Here is a 20,487-nt window from a genome sequence, read left to right on the forward strand (position 1 = left end):
ATTAAAAAATTAAGGAGAATTAGGTTATGGCGAAAGAAAAATTCGTAAGAGACAAACCCCATGTCAATGTTGGAACAATTGGTCATATTGACCACGGAAAAACAACATTGACAGCTGCTATAACTTATGCGCTTGCAAAGAAGGGTCTTGCACAGCCAAGACCATTTGAGTCAATTGACAATGCTCCTGAGGAGAGAGCCCGTGGTATTACGATCGCAGTTTCACATGTTGAGTATTCAACTGAAAAAAGACATTATGCACATGTTGATTGCCCAGGACACGCAGACTACATAAAGAACATGATTACTGGTGCAGCGCAGATGGACGGTGCAATTCTTGTTGTTGCAGCAAATGACGGAGTTATGCCACAGACAAGAGAGCATGTCCTTTTGGCAAGGCAGGTTAATGTTCCATACATTGTTGTGTTCATGAATAAAGTTGATATGGTTGATGATCCAGAACTTCTTGATCTTGTTGAGCTTGAAGTTAGAGATCTTTTGAAGAAATATGAATTCCCTGGCGATGAAGTTCCAGTTATTAGAGGTAGTGCTTTGAAGGCGCTTGAAGCTGGAATGAAACCGGAAACAACACCTGATCATCCAGATTTACAGCCAATTTATCAACTGCTTGATGCGATTGATACCTATATTCCAATACCACAGCGCGATATTGACAAACCATTCCTTATGCCTGTTGAAGATGTTTTCTCAATCACTGGGCGTGGAACTGTAGGAACCGGTCGTGTTGAGAGAGGTAGAGTGAAACTTGGAGATGAAGTTGAGATAGTCGGACTTGGTCAGCATAAGAAGACAGTTGTTACAGGTATTGAAATGTTCCGCAAGGAACTTGATGAAGCAATTGCAGGTGATAATGTTGGATTACTTCTTCGTGGTGTTGAAAAGGATGAGCTTGAGCGTGGTATGGTTATAGCAGCACCTGGAACAATAACTCCGCATACTAAGTTTGAAGCTGAGGTTTATATTCTCTCCAAAGAGGAAGGTGGACGCCATACTCCGTTTTACAAGGGTTATAGACCTCAATTCTACTTTAGAACAACCGATGTCACTGGAACTATAGTTGGTTTACCAGAAGGTCAAGAGATGGTTATGCCGGGTGATAATGTTAGATTGACGATTGAGCTGATCGCACCTGTCGCTATGGAGGAAGGATTGAGGTTCGCTATTCGTGAAGGTGGTAAAACAGTTGGCGCAGGAGTAGTTACCAAGATACTTGAATAAAAACAGGTCTATCTAAAATGGCTCAACAAAGAAGAATCAGGATCAAATTAAAGTCATACGATCATCGCTTAATTGATAAGTCAGCTGATAGAATTGTAAGAGCAGTGAAACAAACGGGCGCTGTTGTCTCGGGGCCTATACCCCTGCCGACAAAGCGCTCGGTTTTTACTGTTTTAAGATCACCGCATGTTGATAAAAAATCCCGCGAGCAGTTTGAGATAAGAACTCATAAGAGATTGATTGATATCTTGAATTGGAACGCGAAAACTATGGATGTTTTGACGAAAATTGATCTACCAGCAGGAGTAGAAGTAGAGATCAAGACATAAAAATTTAAATCAGATTTTGAATATGACTGGATTGATAGGAAAAAAACTTGGAATGACCACAATTTTTGGTGAAAATGGTGTTGCTATACCGTGCACCGTCCTTGAAGTTGGACCTTGCTATGTTGTTCAAGTGAAAACCAAAGAGCAAGATGGTTACGAAGCGCTACAGCTTGGTTTTGGAATAAAAAAGGAGAAGAGAACGCCTAAGCCATTGCAAGGACATTTCAAGAAGGCAAATGTTCCTAATCTAAGAGTGTTAAAGGAGTTTAAAGGCTTTGACATAAGTAAATATAAACCAGGTGATCAGATAAGAGTTGAAGATGTTTTTGCTGTCGGTGATCTTGTTAAAGTAACAGGAAGATCAAAAGGTAAAGGTTTTCAAGGAGTTGTGAAAAGGCACGGATTTGGCGGTGGTCCCAAGACGCACGGGCAAAGTGACAGGCATAGGGCACCTGGTTCAGTTGGTTCAAGCTCATTCCCATCTCATACATTTAAAGGTCAACGAATGGCTGGGCATATGGGTGATGAACAAGTTACAGTGAGAAATCTTGAAGTCGTAGAAGTAATTCCCGATGCAAACTTGCTCGTTGTAAAAGGTTCTGTGCCTGGAGCAAAAAATAGCTATGTTAAGATAACTAAGGTGTCTTGAATTTGATGTTTTTGAAATCAATGTGAGCGAGTTGAAAGGCTTATAAATTAAACTCAAAAAATTAACTGGAAGTCAAGATGAAGCTTGAGGTTTATAAAATTGACGGAACGAAGTCGGGTGAGTATGTTGAATTAAAGCCCGAAATTTTTGAGATCAAGCCGAATGATCACGCAATTTATCTTGCTGTTAAAGCTTATCTTGCAAATCAAAGGCAAGGAACTCATAAAACCAAGACGCGTGGAGAAGTAAGAGGTGGTGGTAGAAAACCTTGGCCACAAAAGCATACTGGAAGAGCGAGAGCAGGTTCTATAAGATCGCCGCTTTGGGTTGGTGGTGGAACTGTCTTCGGTCCAGTGCCGAGAGATTATAGTCTTGATTTACCTAAAAAGGTTAAACAGCTTGCAAGGAAATCCGCTTTATCTTACAAGCTCAAAGATGAGCAAATAATTGTTGTTGAGGATTTTACATTTGAACAACCTAAAACGAAAAAAATGGTAGAAATCCTAAAAGCGTTCAATCTTCTGAACAAAAAAGTTTTGCTTTTGACAGCAAATACGGACTTGAATGTTTACAAATCTGGAAGAAATATCCCAGGGCTTAACATTTTAGAGGCATATAAAGCGTCAACATATGATATCTTGAATAACCAAATGATCTTGATCCAAAAAAGCGCAGTTGAAGTTTTGCAAAATACTTTTACTGAATGAAAAATTAAGGTTTACCAAAAAAGATGCCAAGTATTTTAATTAGACCAATAGTTACGGAGAAATCAACGATCTTGCGAGATAAGAATCAGTATGTTTTTGAGGTCGCTATGAAAGCAAACAAGATTGAGATAAAGAAAGAGATTGAAACAAGATTTAATGTTAAGGTGAAAAAAGTTAGGACGATGATTGTCAAAGGCAAAAGGAAGTTTATGTTAACAAGGCGTGGTAGATTTGAAGGAAAGCGGCGTGATTGGAAAAAAGCTATTGTCGTCCTTGAACCTGGTTATAAGATTGATATTTTTGAGAACATTTAAAAATTTTTTGAGGGAGTGATAAAATGCCTGTAAAGACATATAAACCTATAACGCCCGGAAGAAGGTTTTACACTGTTTCAGATTTTTCAGACATAACGAAGACAGAGCCCGAGAAATCGCTCGTTGTCCCGTTAAAAAAGCACGCTGGCAGAAATAATCAAGGGCGAATCACTGTAAGGCACCGTGGTGGCGGTCATAAAAGAATGTATAGAATTATTGATTTTAAACGTGATAAAATTGGTATTCCTGCAAAGGTTGCTGCAATAGAATACGATCCCAACAGAAGTGCAAGGATAGCGCTTTTGCATTATGTTGATGGTGAGAAAAGATATATTATTGCTCCAGATGGACTGAAAGTTGGTGATATGGTTATGTCAGGTCCGGATGCTGAAATAAAAGTTGGAAACGCGTTGCCATTGAGAAATATACCTGTTGGTGAGTTTGTTCACAATATTGAACTTCGTCCTGGAAAGGGAGGTCAAATTGCAAGAAGTGCAGGTGCATATGCACAGGTTATGGCCAAAGAAGGAAACTTTGCTCTTTTGCGTCTTCCGTCAGGTGAGTTGAGAAAGATTCACTTGAGCTGCTATGCAACAATTGGAATAGTGAGCAATCTTGATCACGAAAACATTACGATCGGTAAAGCCGGAAGAGCACGATGGTTGGGAAGAAGACCTTATGTTCGTGGCGTTGCGATGAACCCAGTGGATCATCCACATGGTGGTGGTGAAGGTAAGGCTCCGCAAGGTAATCCTCATCCTGTTTCGCCGTGGGGCTGGCATACGAAAGGTAAGAAGACGCGAAAGAAAAACAAAGCATCAGATAAATACATAGTCGCAAGAAGAAAGAAAAAATAAAAACTTAAATCTGATATGGCTCGTTCGCTTAAAAAAGGTCCGTATGTGGATCCGAAGTTATTAAAGAAAGTTCAAGAAATGTTGAAAACAGGACAGAAAAAAGTTATAAAGACCTGGGCTCGTGATTGCACTATAATTCCTGATTTCGTTGGCTTTACATTTGCGGTTCACAATGGAAAGCAGTTTATCCCGATTTATATAACTGAAAATATGGTTGGTCATAAACTTGGTGAGTTTGCTCCGACGAGAACCTTTAGAGGTCATCCTGGAACGAAAGCTGAAAAAGCAAGTAAAATGAAAAAGTAAATAAAGTTTGGATACTGAAATGGAAGCTAAAGCAATTGCAAGGTATATACCATCCTCGCCGAGGAAGATGAGAGTCGTGATTGATTTAATAAGAGGAAAATCAGTTGATGAAGCACTTAACATTTTACATTATACTCCGAAGCGAGCAGCAAAAATCGCTGAGAAAGTTTTAAGGTCAGCAGTTGCTAACTTTATGAACAAAGAAACGGAAAGAAGAATTGATATATCGGAACTTTATGTCAAAGAAGCATATGTTGATCCGGGACCGATGTTAAAGCGAGTCCTGCCTGCCCCATTTGGCAGGGCTTATATCATAAGGAGAAGAAGCAATCATTTAACTATTGTAGTTGCTGAAAAATCAGAAAAAGAAAAAAATAAATCAAAAACAAAGTAGCACGGTGGAGGCGTCTTGGGACAGAAAACAAATCCAATAGGTTTTAGGCTCGGAATAATAAAAGATTGGGACGCGCACTGGTATGATGATAAAAACTTCGCAGAGAAGCTGCGTGAGGATTTGATGATCCGTGATTATATCCGAAGCCGTCTTAAAAGAAGCGGTGTTTCAAGAATAATGATTGATAGAAAAACGAAACAGATTGAAATCAAAATTTATACTTCTCGTCCCGGAGTAGTCATCGGAAAAGGTGGCAAAGATATTGAATTGTTGCAAGAGGAATTGAAGAGATTGACAGGTAAAGATGTCAGAATTGAGGTTATTGAAATTAAGCGTCCCGAGCTTGATGCTTATCTTGTAGCAGAATCAATAGCAACACAGATTGAAAACAGGGTTTCTTACAGAAGGGCAATGAAAGCAGCTGTAACATCTGCAATGAGGATGGGAGCTCAAGGAATTAAAGTTATGTGCTCGGGAAGATTGGCAGGAGCTGAAATAGCAAGAAGTGAATGGTATCTTGAAGGTAGGGTTCCGCTTCATACAATAAGAGCGGATATTGATTTCGCTATAGCAGAAGCTCTGACAATTTACGGAAAAATAGGTGTTAAAGTTTGGATCTTTAAAGGTGAAGTTTTAGGAAGGAAACCACAACTTCGTTAAAAAATAATCTTGAGGTTTTGAGCTATGTTAATGCCAAGTAGAACGAAATACAGAAAACAACAGCGCGGTCGTTTGAAAGGTAAATCGTATCGTGCATCTACGCTTGCATTTGGAGATTATGGTTTAAAAGCACTTGAGCCAGCGTGGATAACAAACAAGCAAATAGAAGCAGCACGTGTTGCAATTTCAAGGACTTTGAAAAGAGGTGGAAAAATTTGGATAAGGATTTTCCCTGATAAGCCATATACAAAGAAACCAGCTGAGACACGAATGGGTAAAGGAAAAGGTAATGTGGAAGGTTGGGTCGCTGTTGTTAAACCTGGTAGGATAATGTTTGAGGTTGGTGGTGTGAGCCGAGATGTTGCCGAAGAAGCTCTAAAGCTTGCAGCGGACAAATTACCTATAAAGACGAAATTCGTTGCAAGAGTTGAAGCAGGTGGCTAAAATTTTTTAAATAAAAATCTTTGTTGGAAATGAAACCTAATGAAATAAGACAGCTTTCGGACGAGGAAATAAAGCAAAGAATAAGAGAGCTTGAAGAGGAACTTCTCAATTTGAGGTTTCAAAAAGCTTTAGGTCAGCTTGAGAAACCACACAGGTTTAAAATGATTCGCAAGGACATAGCGAGGATGAAAACAATTTTAAGAGAAAGAGAACTTCAAAGAGAAAAAATAAAAGAAGGTAAAGTTGCCTGATGAGTGAGGAAAGAATCCAGGAGCAAGAAAAAGTTCAACAAAGCCAAGAAGGAGAACAAATTCAATCTGAAAAACCTAAACGACCTCAAAGGAAGGTTAGGATCGGAAGAGTTGTTAGCAACAAGATGAATAAAACTATTGTAGTTGCTATTGAGCGAAAGGTTATGCATCCAATTTACAAGAAAGTTTATGTGAGAACCACCAAAGTTATGGCTCATGATGAAAATAATGAGTGTAATATCGGCGATATTGTAAAAATCATGGAAACAAGACCGTTAAGCAGGCATAAAAGGTGGCGTCTTGTTGAAATAATAGAAAGAGCAAAATAAATACCACAAAGTGCCATGATAAGAAGAGAAACTGATCTTGTAGTTGCGGATAATTCAGGTGCTAAAAAAGTTCGTTGTATAGGTATCATAGGGCAACATCAAAGGTTAACAGCAACTGTTGGAGATATCATTGTCGTCTCAATAAAGAGCGCAATCCCAGGCGCACCTGTTAAAAAGGGTGAGGTTTCGCGCGCTGTTGTCGTCAGAACCAAGAAAGAGATAAGACGTAAAGATGGATCATATGTAAGATTTGATGAGAACGCTGTCGTCTTGCTTGATAAATATGGTGAGCCAAGAGGGACGAGAATTTTCGGACCTGTTGCTAGGGAATTGCGTGAAAAACAGTTTATGAAAATAATATCACTTGCACCAGAGGTAATTTAAATTAAACACTGATGAAGAATGAACATTAAGAAAAACGACACAGTTCTGGTAATCGCCGGAAATTATAAAGGCAAAATAGGAAAAGTTCTTAAAGTTCTTCGTGAGAAAGAAAGAGTTCTCGTTGAAGGAGTTAACATTGTTAAGAAACATGTTCGCAAATCCCCAAAGTATCCGCAAGGTGGAATAATTGAAATGGAAGCACCGATCCATGTTTCAAATGTCATGCTCGTTTGTCCAAAGTGTGGCAAAGCAACTCGTGTCGGGCATACGACTCTCGTCTCAGCTGATGGAAAAAGAAGCAAGATGAGAGTTTGCAAAAAATGTGGTGAAATGTTCTAATTAAAAAATCAGGTAAGCTAAAATGGCAAAGGAAAAAAAGCAGAAAAAACAGCAAGAAATCCAAGAGATTGAAGAAACGCACGAGAAAGTAGTTCCGAGATTGAAAAAACTTTATCAGGAAGTTATAATCCCGGAGATGATGAAAAAGTTTGGCTATAAAAATGTAATGCAAGTGCCACGACTTGTTAAGATCGTCGTAAATATGGGCGTTGGGCAAGCAACGCAAGAGCCTAAACTCCTTGAAATGGCTATGAAAGAACTTGCAAAAATTACCGGTCAGCAACCTGTTATAAGGCGAGCGAAAAAATCAATTTCAAACTTCAAGTTAAGAGCTGGGATGGCGATCGGATGCAAAGTTACATTAAGAAGAGAACGAATGTATGAGTTCCTTGATAGATTGATAAATGCAGCGATCCCAAGAATTAGGGACTTCAGAGGTCTGTCTGATAAATCGTTTGATGGGCGAGGGAATTATACGCTTGGAATCAAAGAGCACATAATTTTCCCTGAAATAAATGTTGATGAGGTTGAAAGAATTTTTGGTATGGATATCACCATAGTAACAACTGCGAAAACCGATGAAGAAGCTTATGAGCTGTTGAGATTATTTGGAATGCCGTTTAGAAAGCGCGAAGTCGTTGTAGAAGAAAAAGCAGTAGCGTAAAAACAAATTTTAGGAATTAAAACTTGGCACGAAAAGCATCAATCCAAAAAGCTCTAAGAGAGCCAAAGTACAAAGTTAGAAAGAGAAATCGTTGTTCAATATGTGGTAGACCAAGAGGATATTATAGAAAGTTTGGAATTTGTAGAATTTGCTTCAGAAAACTTGCGCTTGAAGGTAAAATCCCTGGTGTAAGAAAGGCAAGCTGGTAAAAATTAAATTTAGAGGAAAAGAATAAACTATGATGACCGATCCAATTGCAGATTTCTTAACAAGAATAAGAAACGCAGTTAGGGCAAGACATAAAGTAGTTGAAGCGCCTTCTTCAAAACTTAAAAGAGCAATCGCTCAAATTTTGCTTGAACAGAAATTTATAAAAGGATATGAAGTTATTGAGGACGGGAAGCAAGGGATTTTGAGAATTTATCTCAAGTATACTGAAGATGGTGAACCTGCTATTACGAACCTTGTTCGCGTTAGCAAACCTGGACGCAGAATTTATGTCGGAGTTGATGAGATACCAAGAGTTTTAAATGGACTTGGAATTGCGATTTTGACTACACCGAAAGGAGTTATGACCGACCGTCGTGCGAGAAAGGAAAGAGTTGGTGGAGAAGTTATCTGCTATGTATGGTAAAAGATACTTCAACACAAGAGATGCCGTTTCTTAAATAAAATAACGAGAAAAAAATTTTTGAGAGGAAATGTCAAGAATTGGAAAAAAGCCAATACCTATTCCAAAAGGTGTAAAAGTTGAGAAATTAAACGGAGTTTTAAAAGTATCAGGTCCAAAGGGTGAACTTACCGCTCAAGTTCATCCGAGAATAGAAATTGAAGTAGCACAAGATCAAGTTCTCGTAAAGAGAAAAAGTGACTCAAGAACAGACAAAGCATTGCATGGATTGTGGAGGGCTTTGATTAACAATATGGTGATAGGAGTTTCTCAGGGTTATATGAAGAAGCTTGAGATCGTTGGGATTGGATATAGGGCTGAGTTAAAAGGCAAGGCGCTTGTCCTTTATCTTGGTTATTCTCATCCGATAATTTTTATTCCTCCAGATGGTATTAAAATAGAAGTTCCTCAGCCAACGAACATTATAGTAAGTGGTATTGATAAAGCTCTTGTCGGTCAGGTTGCTGCGAAGATTCGCTCTTTTAGACCACCTGAACCATACAAGGGCAAAGGCATTCGCTATGAAGGTGAAGTTATAAGAATGAAAGCTGGAAAAGCAGCAGGTAAATAATGGAACGAGGCGGGCTCAAAATTATGAGCGTAACCTCGTTCGGAATTCAAAATAAAATTGGTTAAATTTAATTATGATAAAGCGAGAATTTAGAAAGAAAAAATTACGAAGGGAAAAGATACGAAAGCGCGTAAGATCAAGGATTTTTGGAACACCTGAAAGACCAAGATTGTCGGTTTATAGAAGCTTGAAACATATTTACGCTCAGATAATTGATGACACCAAAGGTCATACGCTTGTGGCGATGTCAAGCTTATCAAAAGAGATAGCAGATCAAGTTAAAAACGCAAAAACAAAAACAGAAGTTAGTAAAATTGTTGGGCTCGCACTTGCAAAGAAAGCACTTGAGAAAGGGATAACGAAAGTTGTATTTGATAGAAACGGTTATAAATATCACGGGAGAGTAAAAGCCCTTGCAGAAGCAGCTCGCGAAGGAGGTTTAGTTTTCTAAAGTTAAAAACAAAATCTTTTATGGTAAATTGCCGAAGATAAAGAAAGTAAAACCCGCGGAAATTGAAGGTTTAAAAGAAAAACTTGTAATGATTAACCGAACTGCGAAAGTTGTTAAAGGTGGTAAAAGAATTCGTTTCAATGCTATCGTTGTAGTTGGAGATAAAAATGGTCATGTTGGAGTTGGGCTTGGCAAAGGTCGTGAAGTTACCGATGCGATACAAAAGGCAAGTGAAAACGCAAAGAAAAATATCGTTGAAGTTCCAATCGTAAACGGGACCGTGCCACATGAGGTTGTCGCTAAGTTTGGAGCCTCAAAGGTTTTAGTTAAGCCAGCTGCGCCTGGAACTGGTATAATTGCAGGTGGAGCAGTTAGAGCAGTGCTTGAGCTTGCAGGAGTCCAAAATGTCCTTACAAAATGCTTTGGTTCAACCAATCCACATAATACTGTTAAGGCAACTTTGAAAGCTTTAACAAGCATGATTGATGCCAAAACTATGGCGCGAAAGCGTGGAATGACATTGAAAGAATTATTTGAATCTGATTCACTTGTAAAAATTTAATTGTGAATTTGAAAATGGCAAAAAAACTTAAAATCACTCAGGTAAGAAGCATAATTGGAACGCCGGAGAAACAACGCAGGACGATAAAAGCACTTGGCTTGGGAAAGCCTCATAAAACTGTAATTCACTATGATTCACCAGTAATTCGTGGAATGATAAATAAAGTTAAACATCTCGTGGTTGTAGAGGAAATAGAAGATGGAGGTGAAAATGCCTAATATATTAAGCAATCTAAAGCCAGCTCCTGGTTCAAGAAAGAAGGAAAAAAGAATCGGAAGAGGACAGGGTTCAGGGCATGGTGGAACCTCAACGCGTGGTCATAAGGGTCAAAAATCAAGATCGGGTGAGAGCATAAGACCATGGTTTGAAGGTGGACAAATGCCTTTGATACGAAGAATCCCGAAACGCGGTTTCAGAAATCCATTTAAAGTTGAATATCAAATCGTGAATGTAGGGCGACTTCAAGAATTAATTGATAGAGGGAAAATTTCGCCTGATGCTAAAGTTACACCTGAACTTCTTTATAATGTAGGTGTCATCTCAAAGAAGACATTACCTGTAAAAATTTTAGGTGATGGAGAATTAAAAACTCCTATTGAAATCTCAGCTCACGCTTTTAGTGAATCAGCTTTACAAAAGATACAAGCAATTGGAGGTAAGGCAATAAAGCTATGAGCAAATTAGTTGAAAATATCCGAAACATTTTCAAGATTGAAGAACTCCGGGACAGGATTCTTTTCACGATTGCTTTACTTGCAGTTGTTAGAGTTGGGGCTCATATAACTTTGCCCGGAGTTGATGCTTCGCTTTTGGCTGAAGTCATAAGAAGCCAGGCACAGCAAGGTTCTTTGTTTGCGTTATACGATCTTTTTGCAGGTGGAGCTTTTGAAAACGCTGCTGTTTTCGCACTTGGTATAATGCCTTATATAAGTGCTGCAATTATTTTGCAGTTGCTTGGTGCCGTTATCCCTTATTTTAGAAAATTGCAACAGGAAGGTGAAGAGGGGCGAAGAAAACTTGAACAATATGCCAGACAAGGAACAGTTCTTGTTGCAGCGCTCCAAGCTTGGGGTGTGAGTATAAGATTAATGCATATGACAACTCCAGGTGGCTTGCCAATAGTCCCAGATGCTGTTAAGGGTATAGGTTTTGTTATAAGTACAATTTTTATCCTTACCGCAGGAACGATCTTTATAATGTGGCTTGGTGAACAAATCACAGAGCGTGGAATCGGAAATGGCATCTCACTTATAATTTTTGCTGGAATAATCGCAAGATTTCCACATGCTTTAATTGAGGAATTTCAAATGTTGCAAACTGGTGCAAGAAGCATAATTGAGGAAATTTTGATAATTGCTGGGATGGTTCTTGTCGTTGCGCTTGTTATACTTGTCACGACTGGAACAAGAAGGATCCCAGTTCAATATGCTAAAAGAGTTGTTGGAAGAAGGGTCTATGGTGGAGTTACACAGTATATACCGATAAGAGTGAACGCAGCAGGAGTTATGCCGATAATCTTCGCTCAATCTGTTATGTTTTTACCAAGCACGATAGTGACATTTTTCCCAGAAAGTGAGGCGCTTCAAGAGTTTGCAGCAAACTTTAGTTATACATCGTTTTGGTATAATTTTATTTATGCCATTTTGGTTATATTCTTTACATATCTTTACACGGCGATCGTTTTTAATCCGCAGGATATAGCTGATACGATGAGAAAGCAAGGTGGATTTATCCCAGGTATAAGACCAGGAAAAAACACGGCAGATTTCATTGATAATATCTTAACTAAGATAACTTTGCCAGGTTCAATATTCCTTGCTATAATTGCGATTTTACCAGGTTTTATGATAGGATTGGGTGTTTCGCCGACAATGGCTTCATTCTTTGGAGGAACTAGCTTGCTTATCGTCGTGGGCGTCGCGCTTGACACATTGCGACAGATAGAAACATATCTTTTGATGAGACATTATGATGGGTTTATGAAAACTGGCAGAATAAAAAGCAGAGTTGGCTATTAAAAAGGTGAGCATAAAGACTGAGAAGGAAATAGATTTGATGAGAGAGGCAGGAAGAATTGTATCAGATGTTTTAAAGATTCTCGGGAAATATATAAAGCCGGGAATTTCGGCTTATGAACTTGATAAAATAGCTGAAGATTTCATACTTTCGCAGGGTGCAAAACCTGCATTTAAGGGTTATGGATTCAACAAGAAAAATCTTTTTCCAGCGACAATTTGTGTTTCAATTGATAATGAGGTAGTGCATGGAATACCAACAAAAGATAAAATTTTAAGAGAAGGTCAAATCGTTTCAATTGATGTTGGTGTTGTTAAGAATGGATACTATGGGGACGCAGCAAAGACATTTGCTGTTGGCGAGGTGAACGGAGAAAAGAAAAAATTGATAGAGATAACTGAAAAAGCTCTTTACATAGGAATTGAACAAGCCGTTGATGGAAATAGACTCTTTGACATAGGATATGCGATTCAAAGTTATGTTGAGTCGCATGGTTTTTCAGTTGTCCGAGACCTCGTAGGGCACGGTATAGGAAAAAAACTACATGAAGAACCACCTGTTCCAAATTTTGGGCAAAAGGGCAAAGGTATTAAGCTTAGAGAAGGAATGACATTAGCAATTGAGCCTATGGTAAATGTCGGGACTTGGCAAGTTTATTTTGGAAGTGATGGTTGGACAGTTTACACTCTGGATGGATTGCCATCGGCTCATTTTGAACATACAATCGTTGTAAGAAAAGGAAAACCAGAAATTTTAACATTGTAAATGGCAAAACAAGAAGGTGTAAAAGTTGATGGTGTTGTGATTGAAGCGTTACCAAATGCGACTTTCAAGGTTAGATTGGATAACGGGCTTGAGGTCACTGCACATGTATCTGGAAAGATGCGAATGCATTTTATAAAAATTCTACCTGGCGATAAAGTTCAAGTTGAACTTTCACCTTACGATGTGACAAAAGGACGGATTATTTACAGATACAAATAAATTTAGAGAAGAAAAAATGAAAGTTCGCTCATCAGTAAAGAAAATTTGCGAGCATTGTAAAATCATCAAACGAAAGGGAGTCATAAGAGTCATTTGTAAGAAAAATCCAAAGCATAAACAAAGGCAAGGTTAAAAAGTTATGGCGAGAATAGCAGGAGTTGAGTTACCAAGAAATAAGAGGTCTTTTATCGCGCTAACTTATATCTATGGCATAGGAAGAAGCTCAGCTCTAAAGATACTTGAAAAAGCAGGCGTTGATCCAATGAAAAAAATTGGCGAATTAACAGATGAGGAAATTAGCAAGATAAGGGATATCATCAACGCTGAATATAAAGTTGAGGGTGCTTTAAGAGCTGAGATTCAAATGAACATCAAGCGTCTTATGGACATCGGATGTTATCGTGGTTTAAGACATCGCCGTGGTTTGCCAGTTCGCGGTCAAAGAACGAGGACGAATGCTAGAACCAGAAAAGGTAAGAGGAAAACTGTTCCTGGTAAGAAGAAAGCGACTGCCAAAAAGTAAAAATTAACTCTGGAGGATGAAAATTGGCTAAAGTAAAAAAGCAGAAAAAGAAAATTCAAGTAGATGCTCACGGTATAGCACACATTAAAGCAACTTTCAATAATACCATAGTCACAATAACAGATAGATATGGTAATGTTTTGGCGTGGTCATCTGGTGGAAGAATAGGATACAAGGGAACGAAAAAAGGAACACCTTTTGCAGCTCAACTTGCTGCTGAAGCAGCAGCAAAAGAAGCATATAACCTTGGCGTTAGAAGGGTTGATGTTCTTGTCAAAGGTCCTGGCTCCGGAAGAGAAGCAGCAATTCGTGCGCTTCAGACTGCAGGACTTGAGATATTGACAATTCGCGATGTGACGCCAATTCCGCACAATGGTTGTAGACCACCAAAAAGAAGAAGAGTTTAAAAATTAAAATTAAATTTTAAATCATGGGAAGATACACAGGTCCAGTTTGCAGGCTTTGCAGAAGAGAAAGGATGAAACTTTATCTTAAAGGTGAGAAATGCTATACTGAAAAATGTCCACTTGAGAAGAAAAACTATCCACCTGGTCAACACGGTCCACTAAGACGCGCAAGATTATCTGAATATGGAATACAATTAAGAGAAAAGCAAAAACTCCGTAGAATTTACGGAGTCCTCGAGCGTCAGTTTAGAAGATATTTTGAAATGGCAACAAGACAAAAAGGAAAAACAGGTGAAAACTTGATAAAGATACTTGAAAGACGATTGGACAATGTGGTATATCGCCTTGGATTCGCACCATCAAGGAAAGCAGCTAGACAACTTGTTAAGCATAGACATATCTTAGTAAATGGAAAAGTTGTTGACATACCCTCATATCTCGTTGAACCAGGTGATGAGATAAGAGTTAGAGACAAGAGCAAGGAACTTGAAATCATCCATAACTCATTAAAGCGCGTCACTGAAACAAGTCTTGTTCCTTGGCTTCAGCTGAATAAGGCAAGTTTAAGTGGTGTGTTTATGTATATACCAGAGCGATCTGAGATACCGCTAAATGTTAATGAACAGTTGATCGTTGAACTTTATTCAAAGTAAAAATTAAGTTATAGAGGTAAAAATGTTAAACATTTCCCTGACTTTTCCAGAAAGTGTAGTGATGGACGAGGCAACATATTCAAATACTTTCGGACGATTTATTATTCAACCTCTTGAGCGTGGCTATGGCGTTACGATCGGAAATGCGTTGAGAAGAGTTCTTCTTTCTTCAATTCCTGGTTATTCATTTATCGCAGTAAAAATAGAAGGAGTTCTTCACGAGTTCTCTACAATTCCGGGTGTTGTTGAAGATGTTGCTGATATCGTGCTTAATTTGAAGGGAGTTAGATTTAAACTAATTGACAAGTCAATTAAAAAAGTTAATGTATTAGTCAAGGGACCAATTGAACTCAAAGCTGGAGAAATACAGAAGCAAAATTCAGGAATAGAAATTCTAAATCCTGAACATCACATCGCAAGCGTTACAGGAAACACAGAATTTGAAATGGATTTGTGGATCGGTTATGGCAAAGGTTATGTTCCTTCTGAAGAGCTTGATTATCTTGAACCAGCTCCACCAGTAACTCGTCAACCAGGTGTGATATTTCTTGACGCAATTTTCACGCCAGTTAAAAATGTAAGATATTTCATTGAAAACATTCGTTTAAAGCAAAAAGGTGATTATGAAAAATTGACACTTGAAGTAGAAACGGATGGTTCAATAACCCCAGATGACGCGCTTGTTCTCGCTGCGAAGATCTTGAAAGAACACTTTGAAATTGTAATTGAACTTCACCCGCAGGTTGAACCAGAGACGCTTAAACCTGGTGATGAAGGTAAAGTTGTTAATGAAAAAGATCGCATCAGAAAAATTTTGAAAACCCCAATTGAGGAGCTTTTCCTCAGCATGAGAGCATTTAACATTTTGAAGGCAAATGGATTAAATACAATTGGTGATATCGTAAGGTATCAAGAAAACCAGCTTTTGAACTTTAAGAACTTCGGTAGAACTTCACTTAACGAGATAAAGAAGATCATTGAAGGATATGGTTTACATTTCGGTTTTGATGTGGATAGATACTTAAGGGAAAGTTAAAAAAATTTTTTGGAGGTTTAAATGAGGCATTTGAAAAAGGGCAGGAAACTTAAAAGAACACATAGCCATAGGAAAGCAACTCTTTCAGCACTTGCAACCGCGCTGTTTCTACATAAAAGAATAGTGACAACCGTCGCTAAAGCGAAAGAAGCAAGAAGATTTGCGGAGAAATTAATAACGAAAGCAAAGCGCGGAGACATACACTCAAGGCGACTTGTGGCAAGGTTTATAAGAAATAGACAAGCGTTAAAAGAATTATTTAACGAGATAGCTCCCAGAGTGATGGATAGACCCGGTGGTTATACTCGTGTCGTGCGACTTGGTTTTAGACGAGGTGATTCAGCCGAACTTGCGGTGCTTGAACTTGTTGATTACAACATCGGAACGGGAATGGTTAAACCAAAGAAGGAGAAAAAAACAGAAACCCAACCTGCTAAGGAACAGGTCGCAGAGCAAACAGCAACTTAATTATCAAGCGGAGTTTTTAACAAACTCCGCTGATCTTTAAAAATACAGGTTCTAAGAAACTATGAAGATAACATCCGCAAGATTCGTTGCAAGCTTGACCGATGTAAAGCAGCTTCCAACCGATGGACTTCCTGAAATTGCGCTCGTCGGAAGATCAAATGTCGGAAAGTCATCCCTGATTAATAAACTTTGTGGAAAACGAAATCTCGCTTTCATAAGCTCAACCCCGGGGAAAACTCAAACTCTAAATTATTTCTTGATAAATGAATCTTTCTACATAGTTGATCTCCCCGGCTATGGCTACGCTCGCGTCCCTGAACATGTCAAAGCAGGTTGGAGTAAACTTATAGAAAATTATTTAAGTAATAGATCCCAGATCAAATTAGTCCTTCACATCGTTGATGCTCGCCACGAGCCAACGGAGCTTGATAAGATGATGGCAGGATGGCTTGATTATTTCAAGATCCCTTATGTTATCGTGATAACTAAAATTGACAAAATTGCAAGAAGCAAAATCTCAAGACAGGTTGATATGATACGAAACGCTTTCGGGAAGTTAAAGTATTGTCAAGATTTTGTCACTTTCTCAGCAATAACTGGTGTCGGAAAAAATGAACTGCTTTCAATAATTGAAAAGTATATCTCAACACCAGGGAAACAACGCACGCAGAAAAAGCAACTTCAAGTTGCACAAACTAAATAAGTTCCTTAATCTTGGGGCTTGAACTTTTAATGCTGATTTTTTCAAATCAATCTAAGGTAACCCTTCCATCAGCACTTCCTCCGATGTTTTTCTTGTTTCACAAAAATTTGGTGTTTATATTTAAATAAGTTTGTGTAAACACAAAAAACATCTCAAAATGTTTAAAAGGTTTGTGATATTTTTCGCTACATCCTTAACATTTGCGTTTGCGCAGGTAAGTTTACAGGAGATGCGCGATTTCAAGTTTGCTTATTCACTTTTTGAAGATGGGATGTATCAGCTTGCTTTTTCGGAGTTTCAAAAGTTTATAAAAAATTATCCAGAGAGCAAGTTTGTTGAAGAAGCGCGATTTTTCAGCGCAGAGTCAATGTTCAAACTCGGCGAATATGATTCCGCCCTTAAAATTTATTTCTCCCTCTTATCCGATATCCCCAACACGAGGTTTAAAGACAAAGCAAATTATAGAATTGCAGAGATATATTTTAGAAGAAAAAACTACGCTCCAGCAATTGAAAATTTCAAAAAAGCAATAGAAACATCGTCTGATAAGCTGCTAATTTCTCAATCAGCATATTATCTTGGCGAAATATATTTTGAACAAAACGACTTTAGGAATGCGTTAAGATATTACACTCTCTCATACGAAGTTGACACGACGGGCGAGGTCGCACCATATGCAATTTTCTCGGTTGGATTTATTCTTCAAAGACAAGAAAAGTTTCAAGAAGCAATTGAAAAATATGAAACCTTGATTGAAAAGTTTGGTGAAAAAAGCGGGAAATACGATAAAATTCTTAACGATGCGAGATTGAACCTTGTTGAATGTTATTATAAATTGAGAAATTACAGAAAAGCAATTAAAAGCGCTCTTGAGCTTGCAAAGAAAAGCGAAGACGAGAGAATTATTTTTCTTCTTGGTGAAAGTTATTATGCACTTGGCTTATACGATTCCGCAAGGTTTTACTATGAAAGCTATTTAAAGAAATTCCCCTCTGGCGAGTTTAAGCGACACGCTGTTTACTCAATCGGATGGGTTTACTACAAACAAGGAAAACATAGAGAAGCAATTCAAATTTTTGATTCGCTTTCAAGAGGAAACGATGCGATAGCAAATCTTTCCCTTTTTTATCTTGGGGAAGTTAAAAAAGCCTCGGGCGATACTTCTGAAGCAATCTCGGTGTTTAAAAACTTCATTCAAAGAGACAAAGATTATTCTCCATTGAACGCTCGGGCAAATTATGAACTTGGATTAATTTATTTTTCTCAAGGGAAGTATGATAGCGCAATTGTTTATCTTGAAAAAATTCGCCTTGATGATACGAGTGATGTTAAGATGAAAGCGTTTGAGCTTCTGGCTCAATCTTACATAAGGCGAGGGAATTATTCAAAGGGAGCGTCTGTTTTGCGGATGGTAAGAAATGAATTTAAACTTTCCCCTGAAAGTGAATCTATAAACATTTATAGCGAGGGCGTCGCGTTGATGCAGGCAGGAGAGTTTAGAGAGGCGATCGGAGTTTTTGAGGAATTCTTGTCAAAATTTCCAAACGATATAAACGCAGAGTGGGCGATTTTATATCTCGGTGAGATATATTACAAACTTGGTGATTATAAAAATGCGAGAAAATACTACAATGAAATTTTAAAACGCTTTCCAAGAAGTGCCAACGCTGAGCAGGCGCTTTATTCAATTGCGTGGTCATATTTTAAAGAGGGGAATTATTCAGAATCCGCGAAACAATTTGAGAAATTTTTAAATACATATTCAACTGGAAAAAGAGCTTTGGACGCACGACTTCGGCTTGGGGACTGTTATTTCATGATGAAAAACTACAAACAAGCGGAGTCAGTTTATCTTTCTTTCGTTCGCCTATTCGGGAATCAAGAGGGAGCAGATTATGCCTATTTTCAACTTTCGCAAGTTTATCTTCGTCAGCGTCAGTTGATGCGTTCGCTTGAAATGTTAAATCTACTGCTTAATAGATTCCCAAATTCAACGCTTGCGCCGTCTGCAAAATATCAGATCGGATGGATTTATTTTCAGGATAAAAATTATACTCCAGCGATAAATTCATTTCGTGAGGTTGTTGATAAATATCCAAATAGCGATCTTGCGCCTCGGGCTCTTTATGGAATTGGCGATGCTTACTACAACATGGGAAAATATGACCTCGCAATAAAAGCATATCTTGAGGTAATTGAGAAATATCCTGAATCAAAATATGCTGGCGATGCCATCTCAGGGATCCAGTATTCTCTTTCGGCTCAAGGTAAAAATCCAAATCTTGTTGATGAGTTAATTTCAAAGAGTAAAAATCCCGATTTTCTTGAGATTGCTTCATTGAAGAAGGCTGAGTTTCAGATCTCGCAAGGAAATTACGCTGAAGGTATAAACCTTTACAAAAAATTCATAGCAAATTATCCACAAAGTAAATTTTTGCCAAAGGCTTATTACGAGATCGGCAGGACTTATGAGATAATGGGCAGAAATTTTGAGGCGGTTGAGGTTTACAAAAATCTCATTGCGATGTATCCGTTGAGTGAATTTTCTCAAAATGCGCTTGTTCGTCTCGGTTGGATAAAATTTAACTCTGGGGAATTTGCAGAAGCAATTGAACATCTTGGAAAAGTTGAAACTAAAGCAAAATTTTATGATGAGGTTGTTTATTTAATGGGATTAAATTATCTCTCTCTTGGTGATACCTCAAGCGCTATGAGAAAATTCAATGATGTGATAAATCAATTTCCAAATTCTGACTTTTCCGACAGAGCAAGGGTTAAAATTGGTGAGATTTTGTTAAGTTATGATAAATCTAATGAAGCAATTGAAATTTTGAAGCCGGTTGTTTTAAATAGAGCGACCGATGAGGTTTCAGCACAAGCACAATATCTTTATGCTGAATCGTTTTTTAAACTCGGGAACTTTGATGAAGCATTGCTTCAATTCTTAAGGGTAAGATATCTTTACGGAGAATATGTTAAGTTTTTACCGATGACATATTATCGCATCGCGCAATGTTATGAAATCAAAGGGGACTATGGGAAAGCAACACAATTTTTAAACGATATCTTGAAAATGAACATAAACGCTGAAATGAAAACCAGGGTTCTTGAAAAACTTGAACAATTAAAAACAAAAATAACGGGATAAAGATGAGGAAAACATTGTTATTTTACATAGCATTACCATTCGCTATAATCGTCGGATTGAGCGTCGCGGTTAATTTAACAATTGATGGGACGAAATTTAACGGACAAGATGCATTCGCGCAGGGGCAGAGAAGATTCGGACGAAATCTCCAAGTTCTCACCGATGTCCAATCAAAAGAACAGTTGCAAAAGATGATGGAGGGAATTTCCGACGCGCTCGGCGTCAAATGCAATTATTGCCATGATGTTAACAATTATGCAAGCGATGTCAAAGAGACCAAGAAAAAAGCAAGAACTATGCTTAGGATGGTAATGACGATAAATCGTGACTTCATCAACTGGGAAGGGGCAACAGTTGTTGATTGTTATACATGTCATCGCGGTCAAACGAAGCCACAAGTTAAGGGAGCATCAAAATAAAATTTTTATGA

34 protein-coding genes are annotated in these 20,487 nt (G+C 38.2%); all 34 read left to right on the top strand.

What is annotated here, in order from left to right; genetic code table 11:
• The first annotated feature begins 26 nt into the window (after nt 1-26).
• Entirely contained in the window at nt 27-1,238 is a 1,212-nt protein-coding gene (gene tuf / locus NZ923_02335) for an elongation factor Tu (protein ID MCS7228857.1), read from the top strand.
• A 17-nt stretch (nt 1,239-1,255) separates the two neighbouring features.
• Nucleotides 1,256-1,567 carry a 30S ribosomal protein S10 gene (gene rpsJ / locus NZ923_02340; protein MCS7228858.1) on the top strand — a complete coding sequence of 104 codons (312 nt, stop codon included), beginning with the start codon at nt 1,256-1,258 and terminating at the stop codon, nt 1,565-1,567.
• Between the two features lie 22 nt (nt 1,568-1,589).
• Nucleotides 1,590-2,216: a 50S ribosomal protein L3 gene (gene rplC, locus NZ923_02345; protein MCS7228859.1), complete on the top strand. Its 627-nt coding sequence runs from the start codon at nt 1,590-1,592 to the stop codon at nt 2,214-2,216.
• Nucleotides 2,217-2,293: 77 nt separating this feature from the next.
• A complete protein-coding gene (gene rplD / locus NZ923_02350) occupies nt 2,294-2,923 on the top strand; it encodes a 50S ribosomal protein L4 (protein MCS7228860.1) in 630 nt (209 codons plus the stop codon).
• A 23-nt stretch (nt 2,924-2,946) separates the two neighbouring features.
• On the top strand, nt 2,947-3,237 hold the full coding sequence (gene rplW / locus NZ923_02355; protein ID MCS7228861.1) for a 50S ribosomal protein L23: 291 nt from the start codon (nt 2,947-2,949) through the stop codon (nt 3,235-3,237).
• A 23-nt stretch (nt 3,238-3,260) separates the two neighbouring features.
• Complete coding sequence (gene rplB / locus NZ923_02360; protein MCS7228862.1) at nt 3,261-4,094, top strand: 50S ribosomal protein L2; 834 nt, start codon at nt 3,261-3,263, stop codon at nt 4,092-4,094.
• A 15-nt stretch (nt 4,095-4,109) separates the two neighbouring features.
• Nucleotides 4,110-4,400: a 30S ribosomal protein S19 gene (rpsS, locus tag NZ923_02365; GenBank protein ID MCS7228863.1), complete on the top strand. Its 291-nt coding sequence runs from the start codon at nt 4,110-4,112 to the stop codon at nt 4,398-4,400.
• 19 nt (nt 4,401-4,419) lie between these two features.
• Nucleotides 4,420-4,794: a 50S ribosomal protein L22 gene (rplV, locus tag NZ923_02370; GenBank protein MCS7228864.1), complete on the top strand. Its 375-nt coding sequence runs from the start codon at nt 4,420-4,422 to the stop codon at nt 4,792-4,794.
• Nucleotides 4,795-4,809: 15 nt separating this feature from the next.
• The gene (rpsC, locus tag NZ923_02375; GenBank protein MCS7228865.1) at nt 4,810-5,454 is read left to right on the top strand and encodes a 30S ribosomal protein S3; all 645 of its coding nucleotides are present in this window, start codon (nt 4,810-4,812) and stop codon (nt 5,452-5,454) included.
• Between the two features lie 24 nt (nt 5,455-5,478).
• Complete coding sequence (gene rplP, locus NZ923_02380) at nt 5,479-5,898, top strand: 50S ribosomal protein L16 (GenBank protein MCS7228866.1); 420 nt, start codon at nt 5,479-5,481, stop codon at nt 5,896-5,898.
• 29 nt (nt 5,899-5,927) lie between these two features.
• A complete protein-coding gene (rpmC, locus tag NZ923_02385) occupies nt 5,928-6,149 on the top strand; it encodes a 50S ribosomal protein L29 (GenBank protein MCS7228867.1) in 222 nt (73 codons plus the stop codon).
• Nucleotides 6,149-6,478 (top strand): 30S ribosomal protein S17, encoded by a 330-nt coding sequence (gene rpsQ / locus NZ923_02390; protein MCS7228868.1) that lies wholly within the window; start codon nt 6,149-6,151, stop codon nt 6,476-6,478. The genes rpmC and rpsQ overlap by 1 nt, the downstream gene beginning before the upstream one ends.
• A gap of 15 nt (nt 6,479-6,493) precedes the next feature.
• On the top strand, nt 6,494-6,862 hold the full coding sequence (gene rplN, locus NZ923_02395; protein MCS7228869.1) for a 50S ribosomal protein L14: 369 nt from the start codon (nt 6,494-6,496) through the stop codon (nt 6,860-6,862).
• A gap of 18 nt (nt 6,863-6,880) precedes the next feature.
• Nucleotides 6,881-7,201: a 50S ribosomal protein L24 gene (gene rplX / locus NZ923_02400; GenBank protein ID MCS7228870.1), complete on the top strand. Its 321-nt coding sequence runs from the start codon at nt 6,881-6,883 to the stop codon at nt 7,199-7,201.
• Nucleotides 7,202-7,223: 22 nt separating this feature from the next.
• Complete coding sequence (gene rplE, locus NZ923_02405) at nt 7,224-7,865, top strand: 50S ribosomal protein L5 (GenBank protein MCS7228871.1); 642 nt, start codon at nt 7,224-7,226, stop codon at nt 7,863-7,865.
• A gap of 23 nt (nt 7,866-7,888) precedes the next feature.
• On the top strand, nt 7,889-8,074 hold the full coding sequence (locus tag NZ923_02410) for a type Z 30S ribosomal protein S14 (GenBank protein MCS7228872.1): 186 nt from the start codon (nt 7,889-7,891) through the stop codon (nt 8,072-8,074).
• 29 nt (nt 8,075-8,103) lie between these two features.
• A complete protein-coding gene (rpsH, locus tag NZ923_02415; GenBank protein MCS7228873.1) occupies nt 8,104-8,499 on the top strand; it encodes a 30S ribosomal protein S8 in 396 nt (131 codons plus the stop codon).
• A gap of 67 nt (nt 8,500-8,566) precedes the next feature.
• The gene (gene rplF / locus NZ923_02420) at nt 8,567-9,106 is read left to right on the top strand and encodes a 50S ribosomal protein L6 (protein ID MCS7228874.1); all 540 of its coding nucleotides are present in this window, start codon (nt 8,567-8,569) and stop codon (nt 9,104-9,106) included.
• A 73-nt stretch (nt 9,107-9,179) separates the two neighbouring features.
• Entirely contained in the window at nt 9,180-9,557 is a 378-nt protein-coding gene (gene rplR, locus NZ923_02425; GenBank protein MCS7228875.1) for a 50S ribosomal protein L18, read from the top strand.
• 28 nt (nt 9,558-9,585) lie between these two features.
• Nucleotides 9,586-10,119, top strand: coding sequence for a 30S ribosomal protein S5 (gene rpsE, locus NZ923_02430; protein MCS7228876.1), 534 nt, complete (start codon nt 9,586-9,588; stop codon nt 10,117-10,119).
• Nucleotides 10,120-10,133: 14 nt separating this feature from the next.
• The gene (rpmD, locus tag NZ923_02435; GenBank protein ID MCS7228877.1) at nt 10,134-10,337 is read left to right on the top strand and encodes a 50S ribosomal protein L30; all 204 of its coding nucleotides are present in this window, start codon (nt 10,134-10,136) and stop codon (nt 10,335-10,337) included.
• Nucleotides 10,330-10,794, top strand: a complete 465-nt coding sequence (gene rplO / locus NZ923_02440; GenBank protein ID MCS7228878.1) for a 50S ribosomal protein L15 — start codon at nt 10,330-10,332, stop codon at nt 10,792-10,794. The genes rpmD and rplO overlap by 8 nt, the downstream gene beginning before the upstream one ends.
• On the top strand, nt 10,791-12,137 hold the full coding sequence (gene secY, locus NZ923_02445) for a preprotein translocase subunit SecY (GenBank protein MCS7228879.1): 1,347 nt from the start codon (nt 10,791-10,793) through the stop codon (nt 12,135-12,137). Before rplO ends, secY begins: the two co-directional genes overlap by 4 nt.
• Before the next feature lie 4 nt (nt 12,138-12,141).
• Nucleotides 12,142-12,900 carry a type I methionyl aminopeptidase gene (gene map, locus NZ923_02450; protein ID MCS7228880.1) on the top strand — a complete coding sequence of 253 codons (759 nt, stop codon included), beginning with the start codon at nt 12,142-12,144 and terminating at the stop codon, nt 12,898-12,900.
• Nucleotides 12,901-13,119, top strand: coding sequence for a translation initiation factor IF-1 (gene infA / locus NZ923_02455; GenBank protein MCS7228881.1), 219 nt, complete (start codon nt 12,901-12,903; stop codon nt 13,117-13,119).
• Between the two features lie 16 nt (nt 13,120-13,135).
• The gene (gene rpmJ / locus NZ923_02460) at nt 13,136-13,252 is read left to right on the top strand and encodes a 50S ribosomal protein L36 (GenBank protein MCS7228882.1); all 117 of its coding nucleotides are present in this window, start codon (nt 13,136-13,138) and stop codon (nt 13,250-13,252) included.
• Between the two features lie 6 nt (nt 13,253-13,258).
• A complete protein-coding gene (gene rpsM / locus NZ923_02465) occupies nt 13,259-13,642 on the top strand; it encodes a 30S ribosomal protein S13 (protein ID MCS7228883.1) in 384 nt (127 codons plus the stop codon).
• 23 nt (nt 13,643-13,665) lie between these two features.
• Entirely contained in the window at nt 13,666-14,049 is a 384-nt protein-coding gene (rpsK, locus tag NZ923_02470) for a 30S ribosomal protein S11 (protein ID MCS7228884.1), read from the top strand.
• Nucleotides 14,050-14,072: 23 nt separating this feature from the next.
• Entirely contained in the window at nt 14,073-14,702 is a 630-nt protein-coding gene (gene rpsD / locus NZ923_02475) for a 30S ribosomal protein S4 (GenBank protein ID MCS7228885.1), read from the top strand.
• Between the two features lie 22 nt (nt 14,703-14,724).
• A complete protein-coding gene (locus tag NZ923_02480) occupies nt 14,725-15,738 on the top strand; it encodes a DNA-directed RNA polymerase subunit alpha (protein MCS7228886.1) in 1,014 nt (337 codons plus the stop codon).
• Between the two features lie 21 nt (nt 15,739-15,759).
• Complete coding sequence (gene rplQ, locus NZ923_02485) at nt 15,760-16,206, top strand: 50S ribosomal protein L17 (GenBank protein ID MCS7228887.1); 447 nt, start codon at nt 15,760-15,762, stop codon at nt 16,204-16,206.
• Between the two features lie 61 nt (nt 16,207-16,267).
• Nucleotides 16,268-16,909 (top strand): ribosome biogenesis GTP-binding protein YihA/YsxC, encoded by a 642-nt coding sequence (yihA, locus tag NZ923_02490; GenBank protein ID MCS7228888.1) that lies wholly within the window; start codon nt 16,268-16,270, stop codon nt 16,907-16,909.
• 157 nt (nt 16,910-17,066) lie between these two features.
• A complete protein-coding gene (locus NZ923_02495) occupies nt 17,067-20,057 on the top strand; it encodes a tetratricopeptide repeat protein (GenBank protein MCS7228889.1) in 2,991 nt (996 codons plus the stop codon).
• 2 nt (nt 20,058-20,059) lie between these two features.
• Nucleotides 20,060-20,476: a c-type cytochrome gene (locus tag NZ923_02500; GenBank protein MCS7228890.1), complete on the top strand. Its 417-nt coding sequence runs from the start codon at nt 20,060-20,062 to the stop codon at nt 20,474-20,476.
• Nucleotides 20,477-20,487 lie beyond the last annotated feature (11 nt).

It is taken from the genome of Candidatus Kryptonium sp. (assembly GCA_025060635.1).
Taxonomy (GTDB): Bacteria; Bacteroidota; Ignavibacteria; order Kryptoniales; family Kryptoniaceae; genus Kryptonium.